17 protein-coding genes are annotated in these 22,387 nt (G+C 65.4%); 12 read left to right on the top strand and 5 right to left on the bottom strand.

Features of this window, described 5'->3' with window-relative positions:
• Position 1 precedes the first annotated feature (1 nt).
• Together HK401_RS19880 and HK401_RS19875 are read right to left on the bottom strand one after the other, a co-directional pair.
• Positions 2-676 (bottom strand): tripartite tricarboxylate transporter TctB family protein, encoded by a 675-nt coding sequence (locus tag HK401_RS19880; RefSeq protein ID WP_309136059.1) that lies wholly within the window; start codon positions 674-676, stop codon positions 2-4.
• Complete coding sequence (locus tag HK401_RS19875) at positions 673-1,734, bottom strand: Bug family tripartite tricarboxylate transporter substrate binding protein (protein WP_309136058.1); 1,062 nt, start codon at positions 1,732-1,734, stop codon at positions 673-675. The genes HK401_RS19880 and HK401_RS19875 overlap by 4 nt, the downstream gene beginning before the upstream one ends.
• A gap of 233 nt (positions 1,735-1,967) precedes the next feature.
• Here HK401_RS19875 and HK401_RS19870 point away from each other — a divergent pair, with 233 nt between their 5' ends.
• The 10 genes from HK401_RS19870 (at position 1,968) to HK401_RS19825 (ending at position 14,891) form a co-directional block, all read left to right on the top strand.
• Positions 1,968-4,280, top strand: a complete 2,313-nt coding sequence (locus HK401_RS19870; RefSeq protein ID WP_181276407.1) for a S9 family peptidase — start codon at positions 1,968-1,970, stop codon at positions 4,278-4,280.
• Positions 4,281-4,608: 328 nt separating this feature from the next.
• Complete coding sequence (locus HK401_RS19865; RefSeq protein ID WP_181276406.1) at positions 4,609-5,586, top strand: ABC transporter substrate-binding protein; 978 nt, start codon at positions 4,609-4,611, stop codon at positions 5,584-5,586.
• Between the two features lie 96 nt (positions 5,587-5,682).
• Positions 5,683-6,663, top strand: coding sequence for an ABC transporter permease (locus HK401_RS19860; RefSeq protein ID WP_181276405.1), 981 nt, complete (start codon positions 5,683-5,685; stop codon positions 6,661-6,663).
• 5 nt (positions 6,664-6,668) lie between these two features.
• A complete protein-coding gene (locus tag HK401_RS19855; RefSeq protein WP_181276403.1) occupies positions 6,669-7,460 on the top strand; it encodes an ABC transporter ATP-binding protein in 792 nt (263 codons plus the stop codon).
• A 112-nt stretch (positions 7,461-7,572) separates the two neighbouring features.
• On the top strand, positions 7,573-8,130 hold the full coding sequence (locus tag HK401_RS19850) for a TetR/AcrR family transcriptional regulator (protein WP_181276401.1): 558 nt from the start codon (positions 7,573-7,575) through the stop codon (positions 8,128-8,130).
• Positions 8,127-8,531 (top strand): SMR family transporter, encoded by a 405-nt coding sequence (locus HK401_RS19845; RefSeq protein ID WP_181276400.1) that lies wholly within the window; start codon positions 8,127-8,129, stop codon positions 8,529-8,531. The genes HK401_RS19850 and HK401_RS19845 overlap by 4 nt, the downstream gene beginning before the upstream one ends.
• On the top strand, positions 8,528-8,842 hold the full coding sequence (locus HK401_RS19840; RefSeq protein WP_181276399.1) for a DMT family transporter: 315 nt from the start codon (positions 8,528-8,530) through the stop codon (positions 8,840-8,842). The genes HK401_RS19845 and HK401_RS19840 overlap by 4 nt, the downstream gene beginning before the upstream one ends.
• Positions 8,843-9,206: 364 nt before the next feature.
• A complete protein-coding gene (locus tag HK401_RS19835) occupies positions 9,207-11,528 on the top strand; it encodes a BCCT family transporter (protein ID WP_219922104.1) in 2,322 nt (773 codons plus the stop codon).
• A 17-nt stretch (positions 11,529-11,545) separates the two neighbouring features.
• Positions 11,546-13,156 (top strand): choline-sulfatase, encoded by a 1,611-nt coding sequence (betC, locus tag HK401_RS19830; RefSeq protein WP_181276398.1) that lies wholly within the window; start codon positions 11,546-11,548, stop codon positions 13,154-13,156.
• Positions 13,157-13,490: 334 nt separating this feature from the next.
• Positions 13,491-14,891 carry a TIGR01777 family oxidoreductase gene (locus HK401_RS19825; protein WP_181276397.1) on the top strand — a complete coding sequence of 467 codons (1,401 nt, stop codon included), beginning with the start codon at positions 13,491-13,493 and terminating at the stop codon, positions 14,889-14,891.
• Positions 14,892-15,062: 171 nt separating this feature from the next.
• Here HK401_RS19825 and HK401_RS19820 read toward each other — a convergent pair whose 3' ends face one another.
• Positions 15,063-16,292: a cobalamin-independent methionine synthase II family protein gene (locus HK401_RS19820; RefSeq protein WP_181276395.1), complete on the bottom strand. Its 1,230-nt coding sequence runs from the start codon at positions 16,290-16,292 to the stop codon at positions 15,063-15,065.
• A 147-nt stretch (positions 16,293-16,439) separates the two neighbouring features.
• Here HK401_RS19820 and HK401_RS19815 point away from each other — a divergent pair, with 147 nt between their 5' ends.
• Positions 16,440-17,183, top strand: a complete 744-nt coding sequence (locus tag HK401_RS19815; protein WP_181276393.1) for a hypothetical protein — start codon at positions 16,440-16,442, stop codon at positions 17,181-17,183.
• 98 nt (positions 17,184-17,281) lie between these two features.
• Here HK401_RS19815 and purL read toward each other — a convergent pair whose 3' ends face one another.
• Entirely contained in the window at positions 17,282-19,666 is a 2,385-nt protein-coding gene (gene purL, locus HK401_RS19810; RefSeq protein ID WP_181276391.1) for a phosphoribosylformylglycinamidine synthase subunit PurL, read from the bottom strand.
• A 137-nt stretch (positions 19,667-19,803) separates the two neighbouring features.
• On the opposite strand from purL, the gene trhO reads away from it, so the two are divergent.
• Positions 19,804-20,715, top strand: coding sequence for an oxygen-dependent tRNA uridine(34) hydroxylase TrhO (gene trhO, locus HK401_RS19805; protein WP_181276390.1), 912 nt, complete (start codon positions 19,804-19,806; stop codon positions 20,713-20,715).
• Positions 20,716-20,898: 183 nt separating this feature from the next.
• On the opposite strand, the gene HK401_RS19800 is transcribed toward trhO, so the two are convergent.
• Positions 20,899-21,930 carry an epimerase gene (locus HK401_RS19800; protein ID WP_181276388.1) on the bottom strand — a complete coding sequence of 344 codons (1,032 nt, stop codon included), beginning with the start codon at positions 21,928-21,930 and terminating at the stop codon, positions 20,899-20,901.
• Positions 21,931-22,387: the final 457 nt, after the last annotated feature.

Here is a 22,387-nt window from a genome sequence, read left to right as displayed (position 1 = left end):
CTCAGAACCCACCTCCCAGGATTCCCGAAGGAAGATTGAGCCCCAGCATCACCGCGAAGGCGATATAGACCAGGGACGAAAACGTCAGTGCCACGGTGAGGTCGAACAGAGGCTTCTTCGACCCCATCGATCGCGCCACGCACCAGAACAGGAGGGCCGCTGCGATGATCCACCCGGCGAATTCGAGGATCAGGGCAAAGGCGGCGAAACCGCCGGCGCCCCAGGCCAAGGACACGAAGTCGCTGTGAGTCCGGTGCTTCGCATCGGCGGCCTTCGCCTCGGCGAGTGCCCTGCGGTCCGCGGCCGGCTCATCCTCTTCGTGCGGTTCGAGTCGGGAGGCGGCCACTGCCGAGGTGACCGGCGTCGAGAACGCCCTGTCCTCCTGTGCCTCGGCGGGCTGCTCGTCGTCGACGTCGACCGGTTCGGGATTGCGGATATAGGCGATGGTGAGCAGGATCGTCAGCGCGTAGCCGACGATCATGATGATCATCGGGAAGAACTGCGGACCCGGCTTGTCGGCATCCTCGGCGACCTCCATGGTGAGGATCCCCACGAGCAGATACGTCGAGAATGCCCCCATGATGAGCGGAACGAGGAGTCCCGATCGACCCTGCCACCAGGTGCCCTCGCCGAGGTGGCCCGTCCTGGCCGTGTTCGTGTGCGTCTGCGTGCTCACAGTCCCAACTCCTTGAGAAGCTTCTCCACCCGTGAGGTGTCTTCCTTGACGAACTCGGCGAATTCCTCGCCGGTCTGCCACACATCTGTCCATTTGTTGCGCTCGAGGGCATCCTTCCAGGCTGCGCTGTCGCGGGTGGCCTGGAGGATGTCGAGCAGCTGGCTCGATTCGTCGCCGGTGATGCCTGGCGCACCGAGCCACCCGCGCCAGTTGGTCAGGGTGATCTTGTAGCCCTGTTCGGACATCGTGGCGACATCGTCGAAGCCTTGGACGCGTTCGGGGGCGGCGACTCCGATGGCTTTGACCCTGCCGGCTTCGATCTGGTCGGAGACCTCGTTGAAGCCGCAGGAGGCGAAGTCGGTCGTGCCCGAGAGCAGCGTCTGAATCGCTTCGCCGCCGCCGGACTTCGGAATGTAGGTGATGTCCGAGGCGGGGATCTTGCCGAGCAGTGCGAGCTGGGCGATGGTGAGGTGGTCGACGGAACCGGCCGATCCGCCGGTCCATACGAAGTCCTTCGGCTTCTTTTTCCACGCCGCGATGACGTCGTCGACGGTGTCGTACGGAGCATCGGCAGGGGCGATGAGCACGTCGTAGTCCTCGGCCACACGGGCCAGCAGCGTGGTGTCATCGAATCCGACGGGCGACTTGTTCAGCGCGATGCCGCCGACCATGGCGGTGCCTGTGGCCAGAATGGTGTCGGCTTGGCTGTGCATCGTTGAGAAGCTGCCCAAGCCGATCGTGCCTCCGGCGCCTGGAATGTTGACGACCTGAGCGTTGTTGGCCAGCGCTTCGACGCGCATTGACTGCTGGGTCTCTCGGGCGAACCCGTCCCACCCGCCGCCGGCACCGGCCGGTGCGATGAGGGTGAGGTTCGAGGACAGATCGCCCTTCGCCGAGGCGGCCCTGACCGAATAGGTCGTGGCGGTGCCGATCGCGGCTGCCGCGATCACCCCGTAGGCGATGCGGCCGAACATGCGTCGGGACGGATGTGAGGATCCGGCAGGGGAGTCTGCGGGAGTTCCCGCGGAAACATCCCCGGGAGGTGGCGCCTTTGGCACGGACTTCTCCTTTGAAGACAAGTGTGATGTGAGACTCACCTTAGAGGTTCCTGGGCATGAACTGCTCGCTTGTGCTCACTCAGCGCATTCTGCGCATTGAGTGCGTTGTGTGCATTCTGATCAATCGCTGGTTCTCCGCTCGCTTATCGCTGTGGCGAAAGAACTCGTCGTGCACGGTGTGATCGTCAACCGCAGCGGTAAGTGACGTTTGCCGCAGTCGATAGGGTGGTGCCATGACGCATTCCGACTCACCGCACACGTTACCCACGGCAGACACCGACGCGGCTCCCGCCTCGGCGCCGGTGGCCAAGAAGGTCCCCTTCGAGCGCACGCATCACGGGCACACCTTCGTCGACGACTACGAGTGGATGCGGGAGAAGGAGTCCCCGGAGGTCATTGCCCACCTCGAGGCCGAGAATGCGTGGACGAAGACACAGACCGCCCATCTCGAGGGACTGCAGGAGTCGATCTTCACCGAGATCAAGACCCGGATCAAGGAGACCGACATGTCCGTGCCGACCCGGCGCGGAGACTACTGGTATTTCTCCCGCACGCAGGCCGGACTCGACTACGGCATCAGCGTTCGCGTGCCTGTCTCCGGGCCCGACGACTGGACCCCGCCGGAGGTCGGCGACGATGCACTGCCCGGCGAGGAGGTCGTCTTCGACTCGAACGTCGCAGCCGAGGACCAGGAATTCTTCTCGCTCGGATCATTCTCGCTCTCCGACGACGGCACCCGGCTGCTCTACGGCGTCGACACCAGCGGCGATGAACGCTACACCCTGCGACTGCGCGACCTCGCAACCGGTGAGGACCTCGCCGACACGATCGAGGGCACCTTCGCGGGAGCCTCCCTCGACCCGACCGGGCGCTACGTCTTCTACACCACCGTCGACGATGCCTGGCGGCCCGAAAAAGTCTGGCGCCACCTCGTCGGCACCGACAGCAGCGACGACGTGTGCATCTTCGACGAGCCCGATGAACGCTACTTCGTCGGAGCGGGCTTCACCCGATCGGGCAAGTACCTCTTCGTCGTCACCGGGTCGAAGACCACCACCGGCTACTGGAGTCTCGAGGCCGACGACCTCGAAGCCGAACCGCGAGTCGTCTGGCCCCGCGTCGACGGGGTCGAGTACTCCGTCGAGCACGCCGTCATCGGCGGCGAGGACCGATTCCTCATCACCCACAACAGGGACCGGGCCGACTTCGAACTCATCGACGTCCCCGTCGCCGAACCCGCCGCACCAGGTCGACCCGTCATCGACGACATCGACGGTATGCGCATCGAAGACGTCGACGCCTTCGCCGACTTCATCGCGGTCAGTTACCGTCGCGGTGGCTTCGCCCGCGTCGGCACCGTGCGCCTCACCGCACCCGCAAGCGGTGGTACAGCGTCGACCGACACCTCCTCCCCATTCGGTCCGCTGCGCGAGCTTCCCTTCGACCGGGAGACCGGCACCCTCGGACTCGCCGGCAACCCTGAGTTCTCACAGACGAGCATCCGACTTCTCTTCACCTCCATGTCCACGCCGACTGTGATCTATCAGCACAGCGCCGCAGACGGCACTGACACGGTTCTCAAGCGACAGCCCGTGCTCGGCTCCGTCGATCTCAGCGCCTACGACGAGGCCCTGCTGTGGGCCACGGCCGAGGACGGGACGCAGATTCCGATCTCCCTCGTCTATCGCAAGGATCTCGTCCCACTCAGCCCCGCCGCACCCGACGCGGGAGCGACCGCCTCGGCGGGGGACGGATCCGACGACACCGGCACGGACACCGGTCAGGGCAGCACCGCCTCGGCGAACGACCCGGCACCCGGTGGCCCGGCACCGCTCGTGCTCTACGGCTACGGCTCGTACGAGGCGAGCATGGACCCGTACTTCTCCGTCGGGCGACTCTCGCTGCTCGACCGCGGGGTCGTCTTCGCGATCGCGCACGTGCGCGGCGGTGGGGAGCTGGGTCGGCACTGGTACGACCAGGGCAAGACCACGACGAAGCGGAACACGTTCACTGACTTCATCGACGTCGCCCGTCATCTCGTCGACACCGGGTGGACCGCACCGGAGAGACTCGTCGCCACGGGAGGTTCGGCCGGTGGCCTGCTGATGGGGGCCGTGGCGAACATGGCGCCCGAGCTCTTCGCCGGAATCAGCGCGCACGTCCCCTTCGTCGACGCTCTCACCTCGATACTCATGCCCGAACTGCCGCTGACGGTCATCGAATGGGAGGAGTGGGGTGACCCCCTGCACGACGCGGAGGTGTACGAGTACATGCGCTCGTATTCGCCGTATGAGAACGTCGCCGAGGTGGCCCACCCGAAGATCTTGGCCGTGACCTCCCTCAATGACACTCGGGTCCTCTATGTGGAGCCGGTGAAATGGGTCGCGCGTCTGCGTGAGGTCGGTGCCGATGTGCTGCTCAAGACCGAGATGGTCGCCGGTCACGGTGGTGCCTCGGGCCGCTACGACACCTGGAAGGAGACGGCGTTCGACTTCGCGTGGATGCTCGACGTGCTCGGACGATCGGATGTCGAGATCGAGCCGTGAGGGACGTCTGTCGCTTGAGATAACGATACTGGGACGATTGTCTCCAAAAGCCGGAATCGGCGCCCGGTGTCAGTGCCGCATCATAGAGTGGATATCATCACAGTCGAAGTGATGCGCGTCGGTTTGCCGCGCGAAGGCTCTGCGAAGGCTGGGAGCCTTCGTGGGCAGTTCAGAATGATCTGAAGAATCGACGCATCGCTCATCTGCGTCGACCGCGTCTTCGCGCAGAGCACTCCTGTCTTCGGAGGCTCTGCCGGTGGCGTTGGAGCCGCACGCAGATTTCGTGACGGTTCCGCACGGGCGGACCGCGCTTTCAAAGGGGAGAAGCATGCGTCTGAGGAAAATGGCCACAGCGATGGTGGCGGTCGGTTCGATTCTTGCGGTTTCGGCCTGCTCCGGCGGTGACGGCGGCAGCGGCGAGGGGGACTCGTTCAAGATCGGCATCTCGCAACTGGTGCAGCACCCGGCTCTCGATGCCGCCAGCAAAGGCTTCAAGAAGTCCTTCGACGATGCCGGCGTCGAGGTCGAGTGGGACGAGCAGAATGCTCAAGGCGAACAGGCCAATGCGACGTCGATCGCGCAGAACTTCGCGAACGAGGACCTCGACCTCGTCCTCGCCGTCGCGACCCCGGCCGCTCAGGCCGCGGCGCAGGCGATCACGAACCAGCCCGTGCTCTTCACCGCCGTCACCGACGCGGAGGAGGCAGGACTCGTCGACAGCAATGACAAGCCCGGCGCCAACGTCACCGGCACTTCGGACCTCAACCCGGTCGAGGAGCAGCTCAAGCTCGTCAAGGACGTCAAGCCCGATGCGAAGACCGTCGGCATCGTCTACAGCTCGGGTGAGGTCAACTCGCAGGTGCAGGTCGACCTCGCGAAGAAGGCCGCCGAGGGACTCGGCGTGAAGATCAAGGAAGCGACGATCGCGAACTCGGGCGAACTCGCGCAGGCCGTGGACTCGCTCGGCAAGGTCGACGCCTACTACGTGCCCACCGACAACAACGTCGTCTCGGCCGTGTCCACCATGGTCCAGGCCGCCGAGAAGAACAAGGCTCTGCTCGTCGGCTCCGAGGCCGGACAGGTCGAATCGGGTGCGGCGATCACGCGCGGAATCGACTACACGAAGCTCGGCGAGCAGACCGGACAGATGGCTCTGAAGATCCTCCAGGACGGGAAGAAGCCTGCGGAGATGCCGGTCGAGACCAGCTCGGACCTCGAACTCGTCGTCAATCCCAAAGCCGCGAAGGCCCAGGGCGTCGAGATTCCGCAGGACCTCATCGACGAAGCCGACAACGTCATCGAGTGATCGGCCGTTGAAGCCACCGGCACCGAGGTTGCCGACCGTCAGATCGGCAACCTCGGGCCACCCTGAACCACCTCACCACCCTATGAACGGAAACCCATGTTCGGAGCATTGGAGCTCGGGCTCATCTACGGCGCGATGGCGCTCGGGGTCTATCTGACCTTCAAGGTCCTCAACTTCCCCGACCTCACCGTCGACGGAAGCTTCACCACGGGAGGCGCCACCGCGGCCTCCCTCATCATCGCCGGGGTCAACCCCTTCCTGGCGACCGCCGCAGCCATCGGCGCGGGACTCGTCGCCGGCTACATCACCGGGCTGCTGCACACCAAGGGCGGCATCGACGGACTGCTCGCCGGAATCCTGACGATGATCGGTCTGTGGTCGATCAACCTGCGGATCATGGGCAAAGCGAATCTGCCGCTGCTGCGCGAGGACACCGTGTTCACCCCGCTGCGGGAGAACATGTGGCTGGGCTCGTGGATCTCGATCGCGATCCTGCTCATCTTCGCCCTCATCCTCAAGTTCGCCATCGACTGGTTCCTCACCACCGATCTGGGTCTGGCCATTCAGGCCACCGGCAACAACCGGGAGATGATCCGCAGCCTCGGCGTCAACACCGACAACACGACGATGCTCACCCTGGCGCTGTCGAACGGATTCGTCGCCCTCTGCGGCGCGCTCATCGCCCAGTACCAGGGCTTCTCCGACATCAGCATGGGCATCGGCCTCATCCTCGTCGGACTCGCCTCGGTCATTCTCGGCCAGGCCGTGTTCGGCAGTCGCAACATCTTCGTGGCCAGCCTCGGTGCGCTGCTCGGATCGGTCATCTACCGGCTCATCATCTTCCTCGCTCTGCGCGCGGGCCTGGACACGAACGACATGAAGCTGACCACAGCCCTGCTCGTCGTCATCGCCCTCCTCCTGCCCAGATGGGGTTTCCTCAAGCGGATCCCTTCGCTCAAGGGACGCGGCAACCGCGCTCCCGCCTCGGTGCCGGCAGGCACGACAGACATGAAGGGCCCCGCCGAGATCGCCGACGTCTCGACGACCTCCGGCGCAGGCGCTGGGAAGGAAGGCTGAGGATCATGCTCACGATCGACAACGTCTCCAAGACCTTCTTCCCCGGAACGGTCAACGAACGCAAAGCCCTCCAAGGGCTCGAGCTCAGACTCGAGGAATCCGATTTCGTCACCGTCATCGGTTCGAACGGCGCCGGCAAATCGACCCTGCTCAACACCATCTCCGGGCGGCTGCCCATCGACTCCGGATCGATCACGATCGACGGCGCCGAGGTATCCCGGATGCCCGAATACAAACGGGCGAAATACCTCGGCCGGGTCTTCCAGGACCCGATGGCCGGCACCGCACGGGATCTCACGATCGAACAGAACCTGTCCCTGGCTCTCAGGCGCGGACAAGCACGCGGTCTGGGGCGGGGAACCACCTCGGCGCGGCGGGAGCACTTCACGGACGAGCTGGCCACACTCGAACTCGGCCTCGAGAACCGACTGAAGACGAAGGTCGGACTGCTCTCCGGCGGTCAGCGGCAGGCGCTGAGCCTGCTCATGGCCGGATTCACCCAGCCCCGGATCCTGCTGCTCGACGAGCACACCGCAGCCCTCGACCCGCAGCGGGCGGCGCTGGTGACGACGCTGACGAAGAAGATCGTCGAAGCCGACGGGCTGACCACGCTCATGGTCACCCACAACATGGAGCAGGCGATCGCGCTGGGCAATCGGCTGATCATGATGCACGAGGGTCGGATCATCTACCAAGCCACGGCCGAGGAGAAGAAGGACCTGACCGTCGAGACCCTGCTCGGGGAGTTCTCGAAGCTCAAGGGTGCGAGCCTGGGGGACCGGGCACTGCTGAACTGACGTATCTGACCTAACTGACCTAGGCGCCCCGGCTGACCCGACTGACTGTGGCTGACCCGCCTGACCTCGGCGACCTGGCCGACTTTACCAACCGGATGGTAAAGTTCCGGGCGTGGTTGCAGATGCGAAGACTCGGATCCTCGAAGCGGCGAAGGCCCTGGCCGAATCGAACGATTCGGTCCAGGGCGTGACGATCTCGCTCGAGACGGTTGCGCAGGAAGCGGGGCTGACCAAGCCGGGGCTGATGTACCACTTCCCGTCGAAGGAAGCGCTCATGGTCGGCCTCGTCGACCGTGCCGCCGCGCACTGGGCGCAGATGCTGGGCGAACACACCGGGAAGTCGGCCGAGGAGCTCTCGAGCTTCGAGCGGCATCGCGCCTACGTCGCCGTCGCCACCACCGCCGAGGTCTCCCGCGCAGACTATTGGATCTTCTCCGACGCGCTCTACCACCCCAAGCTGGGCCAGGCGTGGAGAGACCACCTCGGCCCATGGTTCGACGTCGACGGCCTCAACCCTCCCGTCGTCTCGCTGCTCACGACGGCGCGCTTCTGCGCCGACGGCGCCTGGATGTCCGAGGCCACCGGGGTCTTCCCCGCCGCTGATCTGGCCGCTGTGCGCGAGCACGCGCTCGGTCTCATCGACACCGCTGAGGCGGAGGAGGCCGCATGAGCCCCCGTCGAATCCTGCTCCTCACGGGGGCGATCGTCGCCGAGGTGGCCGCCACCCTGATGCTGCGCGCCTCCGTCGCCGATCCGATCTGGATCCCCGGGGTCGTCGTCCTCTACGCCGCCGCGTTCTTCATCCTCGGCCTCACGCAGCGACTCGGGATGCCGCTCGGGGCGGTCTACGCCACCTGGTCGGCCAGTGGAGTCGCCCTCGTCGCCGTGCTCGGCGTGGTGTTCTTCGGGGAGCTGCTGAGCATCGGAGCGATCATCGGCATCGCCGTCATCATCATCGGCGTCATCCTCGTCGAATCCGGCAGCTCGGACGATTCCGGCACTCCTGACGATGCCGGCACTCCCGACGGTCCCGTCGCCCCTGGCAGCGGATACACGGAGGTGACCGAATGAGCTGGGTCTGGCTCGCCCTGTCGATCCTCAGCGAGGTGGCCGGTACCCTGTGTCTGCGCGCCAGCGCCGGACTGCAGCGCAGGGTCTGGTTCATCCCGGTGGTCATCAGCTACACTGCGGCCTTCCTGTTTCTCAGCCGCACGCTCGCTGCCGGCATGCCGCTCGGCGTCGCCTACGGCCTGTGGGCCGCTTGCGGGGTGGCCCTGGTCTGCCTGCTCTCACGCGTCATCTGGAAGGACTCGCTGACGCGTCGCGCGCTCATCGGCATCGGCTGCATCGTCGTCGGCGTCATCCTCGTCGAAGCCGGATGACACACCTTGCCGAGGTCGGATGACCTACCTCGCCGAGGCTGGATGACCCCACCCGCCGAGGGGTAACCGACCGTCATCGTGCAGCCGACCCCGCCTCTTGTGTGAAGCGAACCTTTGAGAAGCTCTCAGCAAACTGTTATGGTCCGAAATTATGGCATACAGAGGTTTCACTGCGGCAGCTGACCGCGGTCGAACCCGCCCGGCCACCGTCGCACCGCGCCCGACACAGGGCTATGCCAACGATTCGTGGGAAGGCGCGGCGATCGGGTGGTGCGGCAGCGAACCCTGAGCGATCCGGTTGCTTTCGATCATCCGTCACGTCTGAGTTCCAGACACTCCTGCGAATGAGAAAGGACCATCGCCCATGTCCGATGACTCCACCCCCGGATCCGAGGAACACTCCTCGGATGTCAGACCACGCGCCACCGCACGCGATGCCGCCGACCAGGCGAACGCAGCCTCCGCGCACGACAACGCCACCGCGACGAATGCCGCCGAGCAGGCGGACTCCGCCGCAGCGGCGAACGACAAGGCCGCCGAGGCGAACGGCAGCGCCGAGACGCACCCGAACGACCGTCGCGTCTCCCGGGAGCGGATCAAGGCCGACGCCCGTCGAGTCGGCGCCGACGCCAAGCGTGTCAGCCGCGAGACCGGCAAGCGCCTCGGCAAGCTCGACTACGCCCGTCCGCGTTACCCGTACGGCGAGAGCCCCCAGGACGGTTCCTCGACCGAGACGAACACGCAGTACCCGCACAACACTCACCCGATCCTCGTGCCCGGGATCGCGATCGACGAGCAGCGCCGTCGGTACTCCCTCGACAAGGTGATCTTCGCGATCGCCGGCTCGCTGACGGTGGCGTTCGTCATCTGGGGGATCACGGACTCCGGCAGCGTTGCCTCGGTGGCGAAGGCCGCGTATGACTGGTCGACGATGAACGTCGGCTGGTTCTTCAACCTCGTCGCGATCGTCGTCCTCGTCGCCCTCCTCATCCTCGCGTTCTCGCCCTACGGGAAGATCCCGTTGGGCAAGGACAGTGAGAAGGCCGAGTTCAGCACCTTCTCTTGGGTCGCGATGCTCTTCGCGGCCGGCATCGGCATCGGCGTGCTCTTCTTCGGGCCCTCCGAACCGCTCACGTACTTCATCAGCCCGCCGCCGCTGACGAACGATCCGGAGACGACCGAGGCCCTCCACGGTGCGATGGCACAGACCTACTTCCACTGGGGCTTCCACGCCTGGGCGATGTATGCCCTGGTCGGCGGCGCGATCGCCTACGCCGCCTACCGTCGCGGCCGGTCCCTGCTGCTGTCCTCGATCTTCGTCTCGCTCTTCGGCAAAAGACAGACCGAGGGCTTCGCCGGCAAGCTCGTCGACATCTTCGCCATCGTGGCCACGCTCTTCGGCACGGCGGCAGCGCTGGGCATCGCGGCGATGCAGATCGGCACGGGCGTGAGCATCGTCTCCGGAGCGGGTCCGATGACGAACAACATGCTCGTCATCATCATCCTCGTGCTCACCATCGGCTTCATCATCTCCGCGGTCTCGGGCGTCTCGAAGGGCATCCGCTACCTGTCGTCAATCAACATCGTCCTCACCGTCGGCATCGTCGCGCTTGTGCTCTTCCTCGGCCCGACGCTCTTCCTGCTCAACCTGCTGCCCTCGGCGCTCATGGAGTACTTCGGTTCCCTCTTCGACCTCATGGGCCGGTCCCTGTCGTGGGGCACGGAGACACAGGAGTTCCAATCGGTGTGGACCGTGTACTACTGGGCCTGGTGGATCTCCTGGTCGCCGTTCGTGGGCACCTTCATCGCCCGCATCTCCCGCGGGCGTTCGATTCGCCAGTTCATCCTCGGCACGATCTTCATCCCCTCGACTCTGCTCTTCGTTGCCTACGGCATCATGGGCGGGACCTCGATCTCGATGTACCGGGACGGTGCGGCCGGCTTCACCGACAGCATGGAAGCCCCCGAGGTGTTCTTCACCCTCATCGACAACCTGCCCTACGTCGAATGGCTGCCGTTCGTGGCGATCATCGTCCTCGCGATCTTCTTCATCACCTCGGCCGATTCCGCCTCGGTGGTCATGGGCATGCTCACCAGCCGCGGTGATCAGGAGCCGAAGAAGTGGGTCGTCGTGTTCTGGGGTCTCGTGATGTCGGGCATCGCTGTCGTCATGCTGCTGCTGGGCAACGCGAACGCGCTCGAAGGCCTCCAACAGCTCGTCATCGTCACGGCGGTGCCGTTCGCGATCGTCATGCTCTTCATCATCTTCGCGTGGTACAAGGAGCTGCGGACGGATCCGCTCGCGTTGCGCCGCCAGTACGCACTCAATGCCGTCGACAACGCCGTCGTCGACGGCGCCGATCGCTATGGCGACGACTTCGCCCTCCAGGTCGTGCCCACCGAGCCCGGCGACGGCGCGAACGGCAGCATCGACTCCGAGCACGAGGACTACACCGACTGGTACCAGCGCACCGACGAGAACGGCGATCCCGTCGGCTACGACTACGAGACCGGGACCTGGGACGACGGGTGGACTCCCGAATCCGACGCGAACCCCACCGCCGAGGCGGACGGCCCCACCACGGAGGCGGACCCCGCCGACCCGGACGCCACCTCGGCGGATGATACCGACCCTCAGGCCACCTCGGCGATGGACGCCGACTCCGCCTCAGAATCCCGCTCCTGAACGAAAAGAGAACCACCATGACCACCCCGAACATCGTCGTCATCCAAGCCGATCAGATGGCGGCGCAGGCACTCGGCACCTACGGCAACGGCGCAGCACTGACCCCGAACATGGACGCCCTGGCCGCCGATGGTGCGGTCTTCGACCGCGCCTACTGCAACACCCCGCTGTGCGCGCCGTCGCGGGCATCGATGATGACCGGGCGGATGCCCGCCGATGTCGACTGCCTCGACAACGGTGACGACTTCGCCGCCTCGGTGCCGACCTTCGCCCACCGTCTGCGCACGCTCGGCTACCACACGGCGCTCATCGGCCGTATGCACTTCATCGGCCCTGACCAGCACCACGGTTTCGAACAGCGTCTGACCACCGACGTCTACCCGGCCGATCTCGACATGGTCCCCGACTGGAATCGCCCGTTGGAGGAGAAACTGCAGTGGTACCACGAGGCCGACCCCGTGTTCACCGCGGGTGCTGCGACGGCGAACGTGCAGCAGGACTTCGACGACGAGGTGATCTTCAAGACCTTGCGCCACCTCAACGACCGCAAGCGCGCGAACCAGGCGGCCGGGGCCGACCAGCCGTTCCTCATGGTCACCTCGTTCATCCACCCGCATGACCCGTACGAGCCGCCGAAGGCCAACTGGGACCGGTTCGCCGAGGTGGACATCCCGGACCCTGCCCATCCCGAGGTCCCTGACGCCGCCGTGGATCCGCACAGCCATCGGCTGCGCACGATGTGCGGCTTCGATCAGCGGGAACCCGGCATCGAGGACGTGCGCAGGGCCCGCCGCGCCTACTATGCGGCGGTGAACTACATCGACGACCACGTCGGGGCGATCAGGCAGCGGCTCGAGGAGCTCGACCTGCTCAAGAACACCGTCGTCATCGTCACCAGCGACCACGGCGACATGCTGGGGGAGAGGGGCCTATGGTTCAAGATGTCGCCCTACGAGCAGTCCTCGCGGGTGCCGATCATCGTCAATGGCCCCGCCGAGGTGGTCACCCCCGGCCGCTACCAGAACCCGGTCAGCCTCGTCGACCTTGCGCCCACCCTGGTCGAGATCGCCCGCGGGAGCGCGAACGGTGCCGGCGGGGCAGAGAGCACGGCCGCCTCGGCGGTGGGATCTGACGTGGAGGGCACGGCCACCTCCGCGGTGGACGACGGCCTCGTCGGAACGTCCCTGCTCGAATCGGCTCGGCGGGAAGCCATCGGGGAATTCGGCCCTGAGGACCGAGACGTCATCATCGAGTACTTCGCCGAGGGCACTTACCGCCCGCAGGTCACACTCGTACGCGGGGACTGCAAGCTGACCCTGTGCCCGGGTGATCCTGAGCTGCTCTTCGACCTCGCCGCGGACCCCGACGAGCTGGACAATCGTGCCGACGATCCTGCGTATGCGCAGACGCTGGCGGCGATGCGGTCAGAGCTCGAATCCCGCTACGACCTCGACCACCTCGAGGATCATGTACTCGGCTCGCAGCGCAGCCGACAGCTCGTCGCCGATGCGCTCAAGGTGGGCACGGTCCGTCATTGGGATTTCGATCCGGAACCGGAGCACGGCTATGTGCGCGGTGACTTCTGGTCGGCCTTCCGCTTCGGGAAGATCCCCGCAGCCGAGGGGTGAGCGGTCGCCGCTCCGTTGCTGTCAGCTGACTGGAGTTCGGTCTGCAACTGTCGGCTGAGTGAGGGTCGGTCCGCAACTGTCTAGTGGATGTGCCAGCGACCTGATTTAATGCTGGTCTCCTGCACATTCACTAGACAGTAACGCGGCGCCGACTATGGTCCGGTGCGGACTGCGGCGCGGCTCCGACTGTGGCTTAGCGCGCCTCCGACCGTGGCCCGGTGCGGACAGTTGCCCGGTGTGACGACTGTGACGGCGGACAATTCATCTGCGCTTGGGCGCGTTGTCGGTCACACTCTCAGAATCCGGTGGCATCATTCGAGGTAGGAGGGATGCCATGACCATCTTTGAGTCGACATCTGAAATTCCGCTCGGCGCGGAGACCACGTACGACTGGCACGCTCAGCCAGGTGCTCTGACCAGGCTTTCACCGCATTGGGCGCAGGAGATCGTCGAGGAGAGCTACCCCCCGATCGCCCCTGGTTCGGTTGCGCAGGTGCGCACGAGCGTGCCCGGCACGTACGGCCTCGTGCGGCGTCCCTTCAGCTCGGTGCATTCGGAGGGCCCGTCGCGGTTCTCCTTCGTCGACGAGCTGAAGAAAGGCCCCCTGAGCCAGTGGAAGCACACGCACGAATTCACCTCGGTGGCGGGCGGAACGAAGATCGACGACCACGTCGAATTCTCCATGGCACCGCAGGGCTTCGACGTCATCGATCGCAGCCTCACCCGCTACCTCGAGGCCACCTTCGAAGCCCGGCACCGGCGCATGCTCATGGACATCGACTTCCTCGAATCCACGAACGCGCCCCTGCTGACCCGGAAGAAGGGCAAGCACATCCTCATCGCCGGCGGCAGCGGACTGATCGGCCGGCAGGTGGCCGCACTGTTCTCCACCGCCGGACACTTCGTCCGCCTCCTCGTGCGCGAGACCCCGAAGTTCCCGTATGAAGTGCACTGGAACCCCGACCTGGGAATCCTCAACCCGCGGGACCTCGCGTGGGCGGACGCGGTGGTCCACCTCGGCGGGCGATCGATCGCCACACGGTTCACCAAGCACGCGAAGGACGAGATCTGGTCCTCCCGCATCGACTCGACGAGGCTGCTCGTCGAAACGATGCGCAGCCTGCCTGAGGCGAAGCGGCCCTCGGTCTTCGTCTGCGCCTCCGCGGTCGGCTACTACGGGTCGAAGGCGGATGAGCCGGTCGACGAATCAGGGCCGGTCGGCGAGGGATTCCTCGCCGAGGTGTGCCAGAAGTGGGAAGAGACCGCGGCCGGAGTCGAGGACGCCGGGATCCGGCGAGTGTCGATCCGCACCGGGGTCGTGCTCAGCTCATTGGGCGGACTGCTCAAACTGCAGGCGCCGCTGTTCCTCGCCGGTGCCGGCGGTCGCTTGGGCAGCGGTGAGCAGGCCCTGGCCTGGATATCCCTCGACGACGTGGCCCGTGCCTATGTGCATGCGGTGCTCTATGACTATGTGCGGGGTCCGGTCAATGCCGTCGCTCCCGAACTCGTGTCGCAGGCGGAATTCGCCGAGGCGCTCGCCGCCCACCTGCGCAGGCCCGCGTGGATTCCGACGCCCGGTTTCATCACCGAGCTCATGCTCGGCCGTGACGGTGCGAAGGAACTCGCTCTGGCCGATCAGCGTGTGGTGCCGGAGAAGCTGCAGGAGACCGGATACCGCTTCGCCCAGCCGACGCTGTCCGACTGCTTCGACGAGGAGCTCGGCCACGGGGCGTGAAACAGCCATCTCCTCTGCCTGGCCCTAAGGCTGGGTGGTGGCCCGAGAACTGCAGAAGTCCCCTCCGTTCGGTTGGTACGCCGAACGGAGGGGACTTCTGTTGGTGGAGATTCCGCTGATCGAACTCTGACCGCAAAGTTCGATCAGCAGAGTTCCGTCTGCAGACCTGAGTCAGAAGCGCTTCGAGGCGATCTCCGCACCTTCGGTCAGCGACTGCAGCTTGGCGATCGCGATCTCCGGATGAATGCGGCCACCCAGACCGCAGTCGGTCGAGGCGACGACGTTCTCGGGTCCGACGAGCTTGGCGAAGCGTCCGATGCGTTCGGCGACGAGTTCCGGGTGCTCAACGACGTTGGTCGCATGGGAGACGATACCGGGGATGATGTACTTGCCCTCAGGCAGCTTTGTCTCTTCCCAGATGCGCCATTCGTGCTCGTGACGGACGTTCGCAGCCTCGAAGGTGATGCCGGCGGCGTTGATCGAGAGGACCTGGTCGACGATCTCGGCGAACGGCAGGTCGGTGACGTGCGGTCCATGCCAGGAACCCCAGCAGGTGTGGATGCGAACCTGGGCCGGGTCGATGCCGCGCAGTGCATGGTTGAGCGCATCGATGCGGATCTGCGTGAAGGCCCGGTAGTCGTCGAAGGACGGCTCGGGGTTGATCTGGTCGAAGTTCTCGGCCAGCGACGGATCGTCGATCTGGACGGTCAGCCCCGCCTCGGTGATGGCGAGGTATTCCTCGCGCAGCACATCGGCCCAGGCCCAGATGAACTCCTCGTCGGAGGAGTAGTATTCGTTGGCCACGCGGGAGGCGGAACCAGGGGATAGGGCGTTGATGTAGCCGGCGCGCTCGTCGTATCCGGCGGCGGCCAGACCCGCCTTGAGATTGGCGATGTCCTGGGCCACGGCCTGCTGACCGATGTAGCTGATCGGACCGGTGGCCTTCGGGAACTGGACCTGCTCGCCGGTGGACGTGCCTGCTTCGGGGTCGGCGTACACGTTCGGAAAGAGGTGGCGGTCGCGACGGTCAGGGAAGCTCGTCAGGACGATCGAGCCGTCGGTCGAACGGTTCGCAGGAGTGTCCCAGAGGTTGTGATCGGCGAGTTCGAGCCCACCCGTGCGGTGGAACGAATAGTGCCACCAGGCGCCGTAGTCGAGATCCGAGGCCATCGCGTGGCCGTATTCGCCGTCATTGGGAAGCGAAAGGCCCAGGGCCTTCTGGCGCTTGACGAGGTCGACAACACTGGCGGCGAGGAGCTCGTCGAACTCCTGGGCCTGCTCGTCGGAGACCTCCTGGCCGGCGAGGCGAGCAGTGTTCTGCGCCTGCTTGACCTTGTTGGCCTCGATGAGTTCGGGTGTGCGGGGTAAGGATCCCGCGTGGGATGTGCGAATCGTCGCCATGTCTGACTCCTCTGGTCGATCGTGCGGTGTGGCCGCGACGGTTGTGCCGCAGCAGTTCCCTTCAGGCAATCACATTCGTGATTGCGCATGTGTGTTCGCTGTCATCTTGGGTCACGTGTGTCGGCGGTCGAATCGTAGGGTAGGACCATGAGCTATGGACAGAGCAGTCACAGCAACGGCCCTTGGCAGAGTCAGCCGGCGGCAGGATCGCCGACTTACCCGTCGCCACCACCGCATGCACCGGCACCCCGCGAAGCGCAGGAATCGCAGCATCCCGGATGGCTCGCGCGCTCGCTGTTCTGGGCGGCCCTCATCATCGGCATGCTGCCCGCCCTGGTGCTGACGCCGCTGGCGACGACAGGTGGCACGAGCGCAGTTGTTCTCTTCAGTCTCGGATCGATCATCTGCGCATGTCTGCGGCTGATCCTCGGCACGGCAACCATCCTGCTGGTGAAGAACACCAGCTGGGCGCGGAGACTCATCGGTGCCGGAATCTTCTTCCTCGGATGCGCAGCCCTGCTGATTCTCACGCCCCTGACGGGGATCATCCTTTCGGCTGGGACGGAAGCCGGAGGCTCAATGCTCACCCTCAACATCATCCAAGGGGTGCTCAATGCGTTCTTCCTGGCGGCGGTGTTCTGCGGATGGAACATCGCCCGCAATCGACGGTGGTGGATCCTCGTCATTGCGGTCGCGCTCGGCTCAGTGCTCGCCGTGCTCAATATGACCGTCGCCGAACCTTTGGCCGAGAACGTCACGACCGGTGTGATGGCCGGGGTGCTCGTCCAAAGCGTGTGGTTGGTGCTCGTCTTCGCATGCCTCGGGCTCTTCCATCTGCTCGGCCGCAACCGTGGGGCGACGGTGCCGTCGGCCTCACGAATCGCACCGTGAATGACTCAGGGCCACCTCGGCGAAGATCATCCGGCGATGCCGGGGAACTCCACGAGGTGGCCCTTCGTCCGATCTGGACGCTCAGTCGGCGACTGCCCTCACACGGCCCCTTCGACCGCGGCGGCAGCGGCCGAGCCGAAGCGCTCTGCCAGCGTGCCTTCGTGCGCCTGGCCGAGTTCGGTCAGTCCGATGGAGAAGTGGTCGACGATGTCGAGGGAGGGATCCGGGTCGCCGGCATCGGTCATGCCGATGCGCACGAACGGGAATCGCCGGGCGGTGCACATGTCCTTGAACCGGACTTCTTCGGATCGCGGAACGGCGACGATCGCCCGTGCCGTCGACTCGGAGAACAGCGCGGTGAACACGTCGATGCCGTCGCGTTCGCACACCTCGTCGAGCCAGATGCGCGCGCCCGTGCCGTAGCGCAGGCAGGATTCGACGAGCGCCTGGGACAGCCCGCCCTCGGAGAGGTCGTGCGCGGCGTCGATCATGCCGTCGCGCGAGGCGTTGATGAGGATCTCGCCGAGTTCCTTCTCCGTCTCCGGCTTGTACTGCGGAGGAATCCCGCCGAGGTGGCCGGCAGTGACGTCGGCCCACGCCGATCCGTCGAGCTCGGCATCGGTGGTGCCGAGCAGGTAGATGGTCTGGCCCGGGTCCTTCCAGCCGCTCGGGGTGGCGCGGGTGACGTCGTCGAAGACGCCGAGCACACCGACGACCGGTGTCGGGTGGATGGCCACCCCGCCGGTCTGGTTGTACAGGGAGACGTTGCCGCCGGTGACGGGGATGCCCATGTCCTGGCAGGCCTCGGCCAGCGCCTCGACGGATCGGGCGAACTGCCACATGATCTCCGGGTCCTCGGGGGACCCGAAGTTGAGACAGTCGGTGACCGCGCGAGGGATGGCCCCGGCGGTGGTGACGTTGCGGTACGCCTCGGCCAGTGCGAGCTGGGCACCGCGGGCCGGATCGAGGTAGCCGTAGCGGCCGTTGGCATCGGTGGCGATGGCCACGCCGAGGCCGGACTCCTCATCCACGCGGACGACGCCGGCATCATCCGGGTAGGCCTGAGCGGTGTTGCCCTGCACGTACTTGTCGTATTGCGAGGTGATCCACGACTTCGACGCGAGGTTCGGAGAGCTCGCGAGCGCGAGCACGGTCGAACGCAGCTCATCGTCGGTCGTCGGTCGCGCCAAACCGGCGGATTCGACGGTGTCCGCGGCCACCTCGGCGGTCCATGAGGGCACAGCCATCGGACGGTTGTACACGGGGCCGTCGTGAGCGACCGAGCGCGGCGGCACATCGACGATGACGTCACCGTGCCACTCGATGACGAGGCGATCGGTGTCGGTGACCTCGCCGAGCACGGAGGTCTCGACCTCCCACTTGCCGACGATTTCGAGGAACTCCTCGAGGCGGTCGGGACGGACGACGGCCATCATCCGCTCCTGCGACTCCGACATGAGGATCTCTTCAGGGGTCAGCGTCTCATCGCGCAGCAGCACGTCGTCGAGGGCGATGTGCATTCCGCCGTCGCCGTTCGAGGCCAACTCCGAAGTCGCGCAGGAGATGCCGGCCGCGCCGAGGTCCTGGATGCCTTCGACGACACCGGCGTGGAAGAGTTCGAGGCAGCATTCGATGAGCACCTTCTCGGCGAAGGGGTCGCCGACCTGCACGGCCGGGCGCTTCGAGGGCTTCGTGTCGTCGAAGGACTCCGAGGCGAGGATCGAGGCCCCGCCGATGCCGTCGCCGCCGGTGCGGGCACCGAAGAGCACGACCTTGTTGCCGAGTCCCGAGGCGTTGGCCAGGCGGATGTCCTCATGCCGCATGACTCCCACGGCCAGGGCGTTGACCAGCGGGTTTCCCTGGTAGACGGAGTCGAAGACGGTTTCGCCGCCGATGTTCGGCAGGCCCAGGGAGTTGCCGTAGTTGCTGATGCCGGCGACGACGCCGTGGACGACGCGGGCGGTGTCCGGGTGGTCGATGTCGCCGAAGCGCAGCTGATCCATCACCGCGACCGGGCGGGCGCCCATCGAGATGATGTCGCGTACGATGCCGCCCACACCCGTGGCGGCACCCTGATGGGGTTCGACGTAGCTTGGGTGGTTGTGGCTCTCGACCTTGAAGGTCACCGCCCAGCCGTCGCCGATGTCGACGACGCCGGCGTTCTCGCCGATGCCCACGAGCAGGTGTTTCTTCATGTCCTCGGTGACCTTGTCGCCGAATTCAGACAGGTGGACCTTCGAGGACTTGTACGAGCAGTGCTCGGACCACATCACCGAATACATGGCCAATTCCGCCGAGGTGGGGCGGCGTCCGAGGATCGTCCTGATCTGCTCGTATTCGTCGGCCTTGAGGCCGAGGTCGGCGAAGGGCTGTTCGACGTCGGGGTTCGCCGCAGCGAACTCGACCGTCTCCTTGACCTTCTTCGAAGCGTTCTGCACGGAATCGACCTCCGCGGATTCCGCGGAGCTGAGGTTTGACGTCATGTCCTCTTCGGGGCCCTTTCATACGACACGGCACTCGGGGCCAATCTTAGCCGGGGTCGCACCGACGGGGCGAAGCGCGTCCACAACGGGCCACCTCGGCGACGGTCGAGCGGGCGCACCCACTTAGAATAGGGGTCATGGCAACTCCCAAGATCGTCCTGTTCTACGTCTTCACGCCGCTGCCCGACCCGGAAGTGGTCAAGCTGTGGCAGCACACCCTGACCGAGAGCCTCGGGCTCAAGGGTCGCATCATCGTGTCCAAGGACGGCATCAACGCCACTGTCGGCGGGGATATCTTCGACGTCAAGCAATACGTGCGGGCGACGAAATCCTATGCACCGTTCAAGAAGGCCGACATCAAATGGTCGAACGGTCAGGGTGATGACTTCCCGCGGCTGAGCGTGAAGGTCCGCGACGAGCTCGTCACCTTCGGCACCCCCGACGAGATCACGGTGACCGAAGACGGCGTCCAAGGCGGCGGCCGGCACCTCAAGCCCGGAGCCCTGCACAGACTCATGGACGAACGCGGTGACGACGTCGTCTTCTTCGACGGCCGCAACGCGATGGAAGCGCAGATCGGGAAGTTCCGCGACGCCATCGTCCCCGACACCGACACCACCAGGGACTTCATCGCCGAGATCGAATCCGGCAAGTACGACGAGCTCAAGGACAAACCGGTCGTCACCTACTGCACCGGCGGAATCCGCTGCGAGGTCCTGTCCGTGCTGATGAAGAACCGCGGCTTCGAAGAGGTCTACCAGCTCGATGGCGGCATCGTCCGCTACGGCGAGACCTTCGGCAGCTCCGGCTACTGGAATGGCTCGCTCTACGTCTTCGACAAGCGGATGCACGTCGAATTCGGCGACGACGTCGAATCGATCGGCCACTGCGTGAGCTGCGGCACGAACACTCCGGAGTTCGTCAACTGCGCGAACCTCGCCTGCCGCAAGCAGTACCTGCGCTGCACCGAATGCACGGAGCAGGGACGGCAGCCCTACTGCGCCGAGTGTGTGGAGCAGGGAATCCCCGCCGAGGCGGCCGCCGGCTGACGCGGTTCCGCGCGGTTCCAGTCCTGCTCACGTCCGACAGGCGATTCTGACCAGCAGTTCCGACCGTACTTCCGGCACGCGTCGACACGACTGCTTGGTGAACCGACACCGGCTTGGTCCATGCACCAGGCTGGTGTCGGTTCACCGAGCTGGTGCAGAGAGTTCATCGGCCTGAGGGCGAGATCAGCGCAGCAGATGCTTCGTCGCCGCCTCGATATCGGTCCACCGGAAGTCGAAACCGGCGGCTTCGAGGCGTTCCGGCAGAACCCAACGGCTCTTGAGAACGAGCTCCGATTCCTGCCGCAGGACGATCATCCCGAGTTCCAGCAGCCACCTCGGTGCGGGGATGCCGATGGGCATTCGCACTGCCCGACGCAGGGCAGCCATGAGAGTGACATTGTCCGTGACCTGCGGGTTCGAAACGTTGATCGGTCCGGAGAGCTCCTCGTGGGAGATGATGAAGCGGACGGCGCGGAGCACATCGTCGATGTGCACCCAACTGAATCGCTGCCGCCCGTGCGTTGGTGGGTGCTGGTGCCACACGGTCGGCCCCGAGGCTTCCGGGCCGATTCCGCGACAACGCCGATGCGGGAACCAGCGGCCCTCGTGCTGGGGGCCACCGGCGCCGAACCTCGCCGCCGTGGCGAGCATGTCCAGCGCGGCGCCGTCTCCGAGCACGATCGCCATCCACAGGGCCACGCGTCGGGTTGCCGGCAAGCTGCCCGCGAAGAACTCCTTCTCCCAGGCCTTTGCGATGTCCACGGAGAATCCCTCGCCGATCTCCCCGCCGTCCTCGGTCTGCGGACGATCGGTGGCGTGGCGATAGATTGTCGCCGTGCTCGAGTTGATCCACAGACGCGGAGGCGCCGAGGCGGCTCCGACCGCATCTTTGAGCGCTGAGGTCGTAAGAATCCGGGAGTCCCAGATCTCCTGCCGATTGGCGTCCGTGTACCGGCACCCGACGCTTCGCCCGGCGAAATTGATGAGCAGGTCGGTGCCGTCGACGAGCTCGCGGATACGTGAGGGGTCCTCCCAGGTCGCATCGCAATGAGTGTCGGCGCGACCGATCGTGCGGGTCTCGTAGCCCCATGTCCGCAACGCGGTCAGCAGCTGTCCGCCGATGAAACCGGAAGCACCGGCGATCACCGCGATAGGAGCGGGAGGGACAGGAGGGCCGGAACCCTCGGACACTTGGTCATCTGGGCGGATGCTCATAGTGGGACGCTAACACCGGGGGACAGTGGGAGAGGCATCTCGGCAAGTTCCACAATCGCAGGGAGGGCCTGTGCCGGGTGACGGCCAGACCTCTGTCACGGGCTCCGGCATGGGCCCGAGCGAGATGTGGTGGGTGTCACGTGGTTGGGGTGGGGTTTGGATTTGCGTGGTCGGGTTCGCCTGGTCTAGAGTTATATCTCGTTGCCCCGCCGGAAACGAGGTTCTCAGAACAGAGTTTCCACCGGGCCTGACCAGGACAAACAGGGTTTGTCAGGTGGTTGGGACGGATGGGGTGGCCAACAGAAACTGATACCCCCAGTGAACGCGCACTGTTGTGTGTGGTGATGGGTGTGTGTTTGTGGTTTGAGAATCCAATAGCGTGTTTGTTTGAACAAGTTGTGATGCCAGAACATTTATTTTCTGGTGAGACAATCACACGATCGAGCATCTGTGTTCG

The organism is Brevibacterium oceani, assembly GCF_013623835.1.
Lineage (GTDB): Bacteria > Actinomycetota > Actinomycetes > Actinomycetales > Brevibacteriaceae > Brevibacterium > Brevibacterium oceani.
Note: the sequence above shows the minus strand (reverse complement) of the source record. Positions and strands in the feature narration are given on the sequence as shown.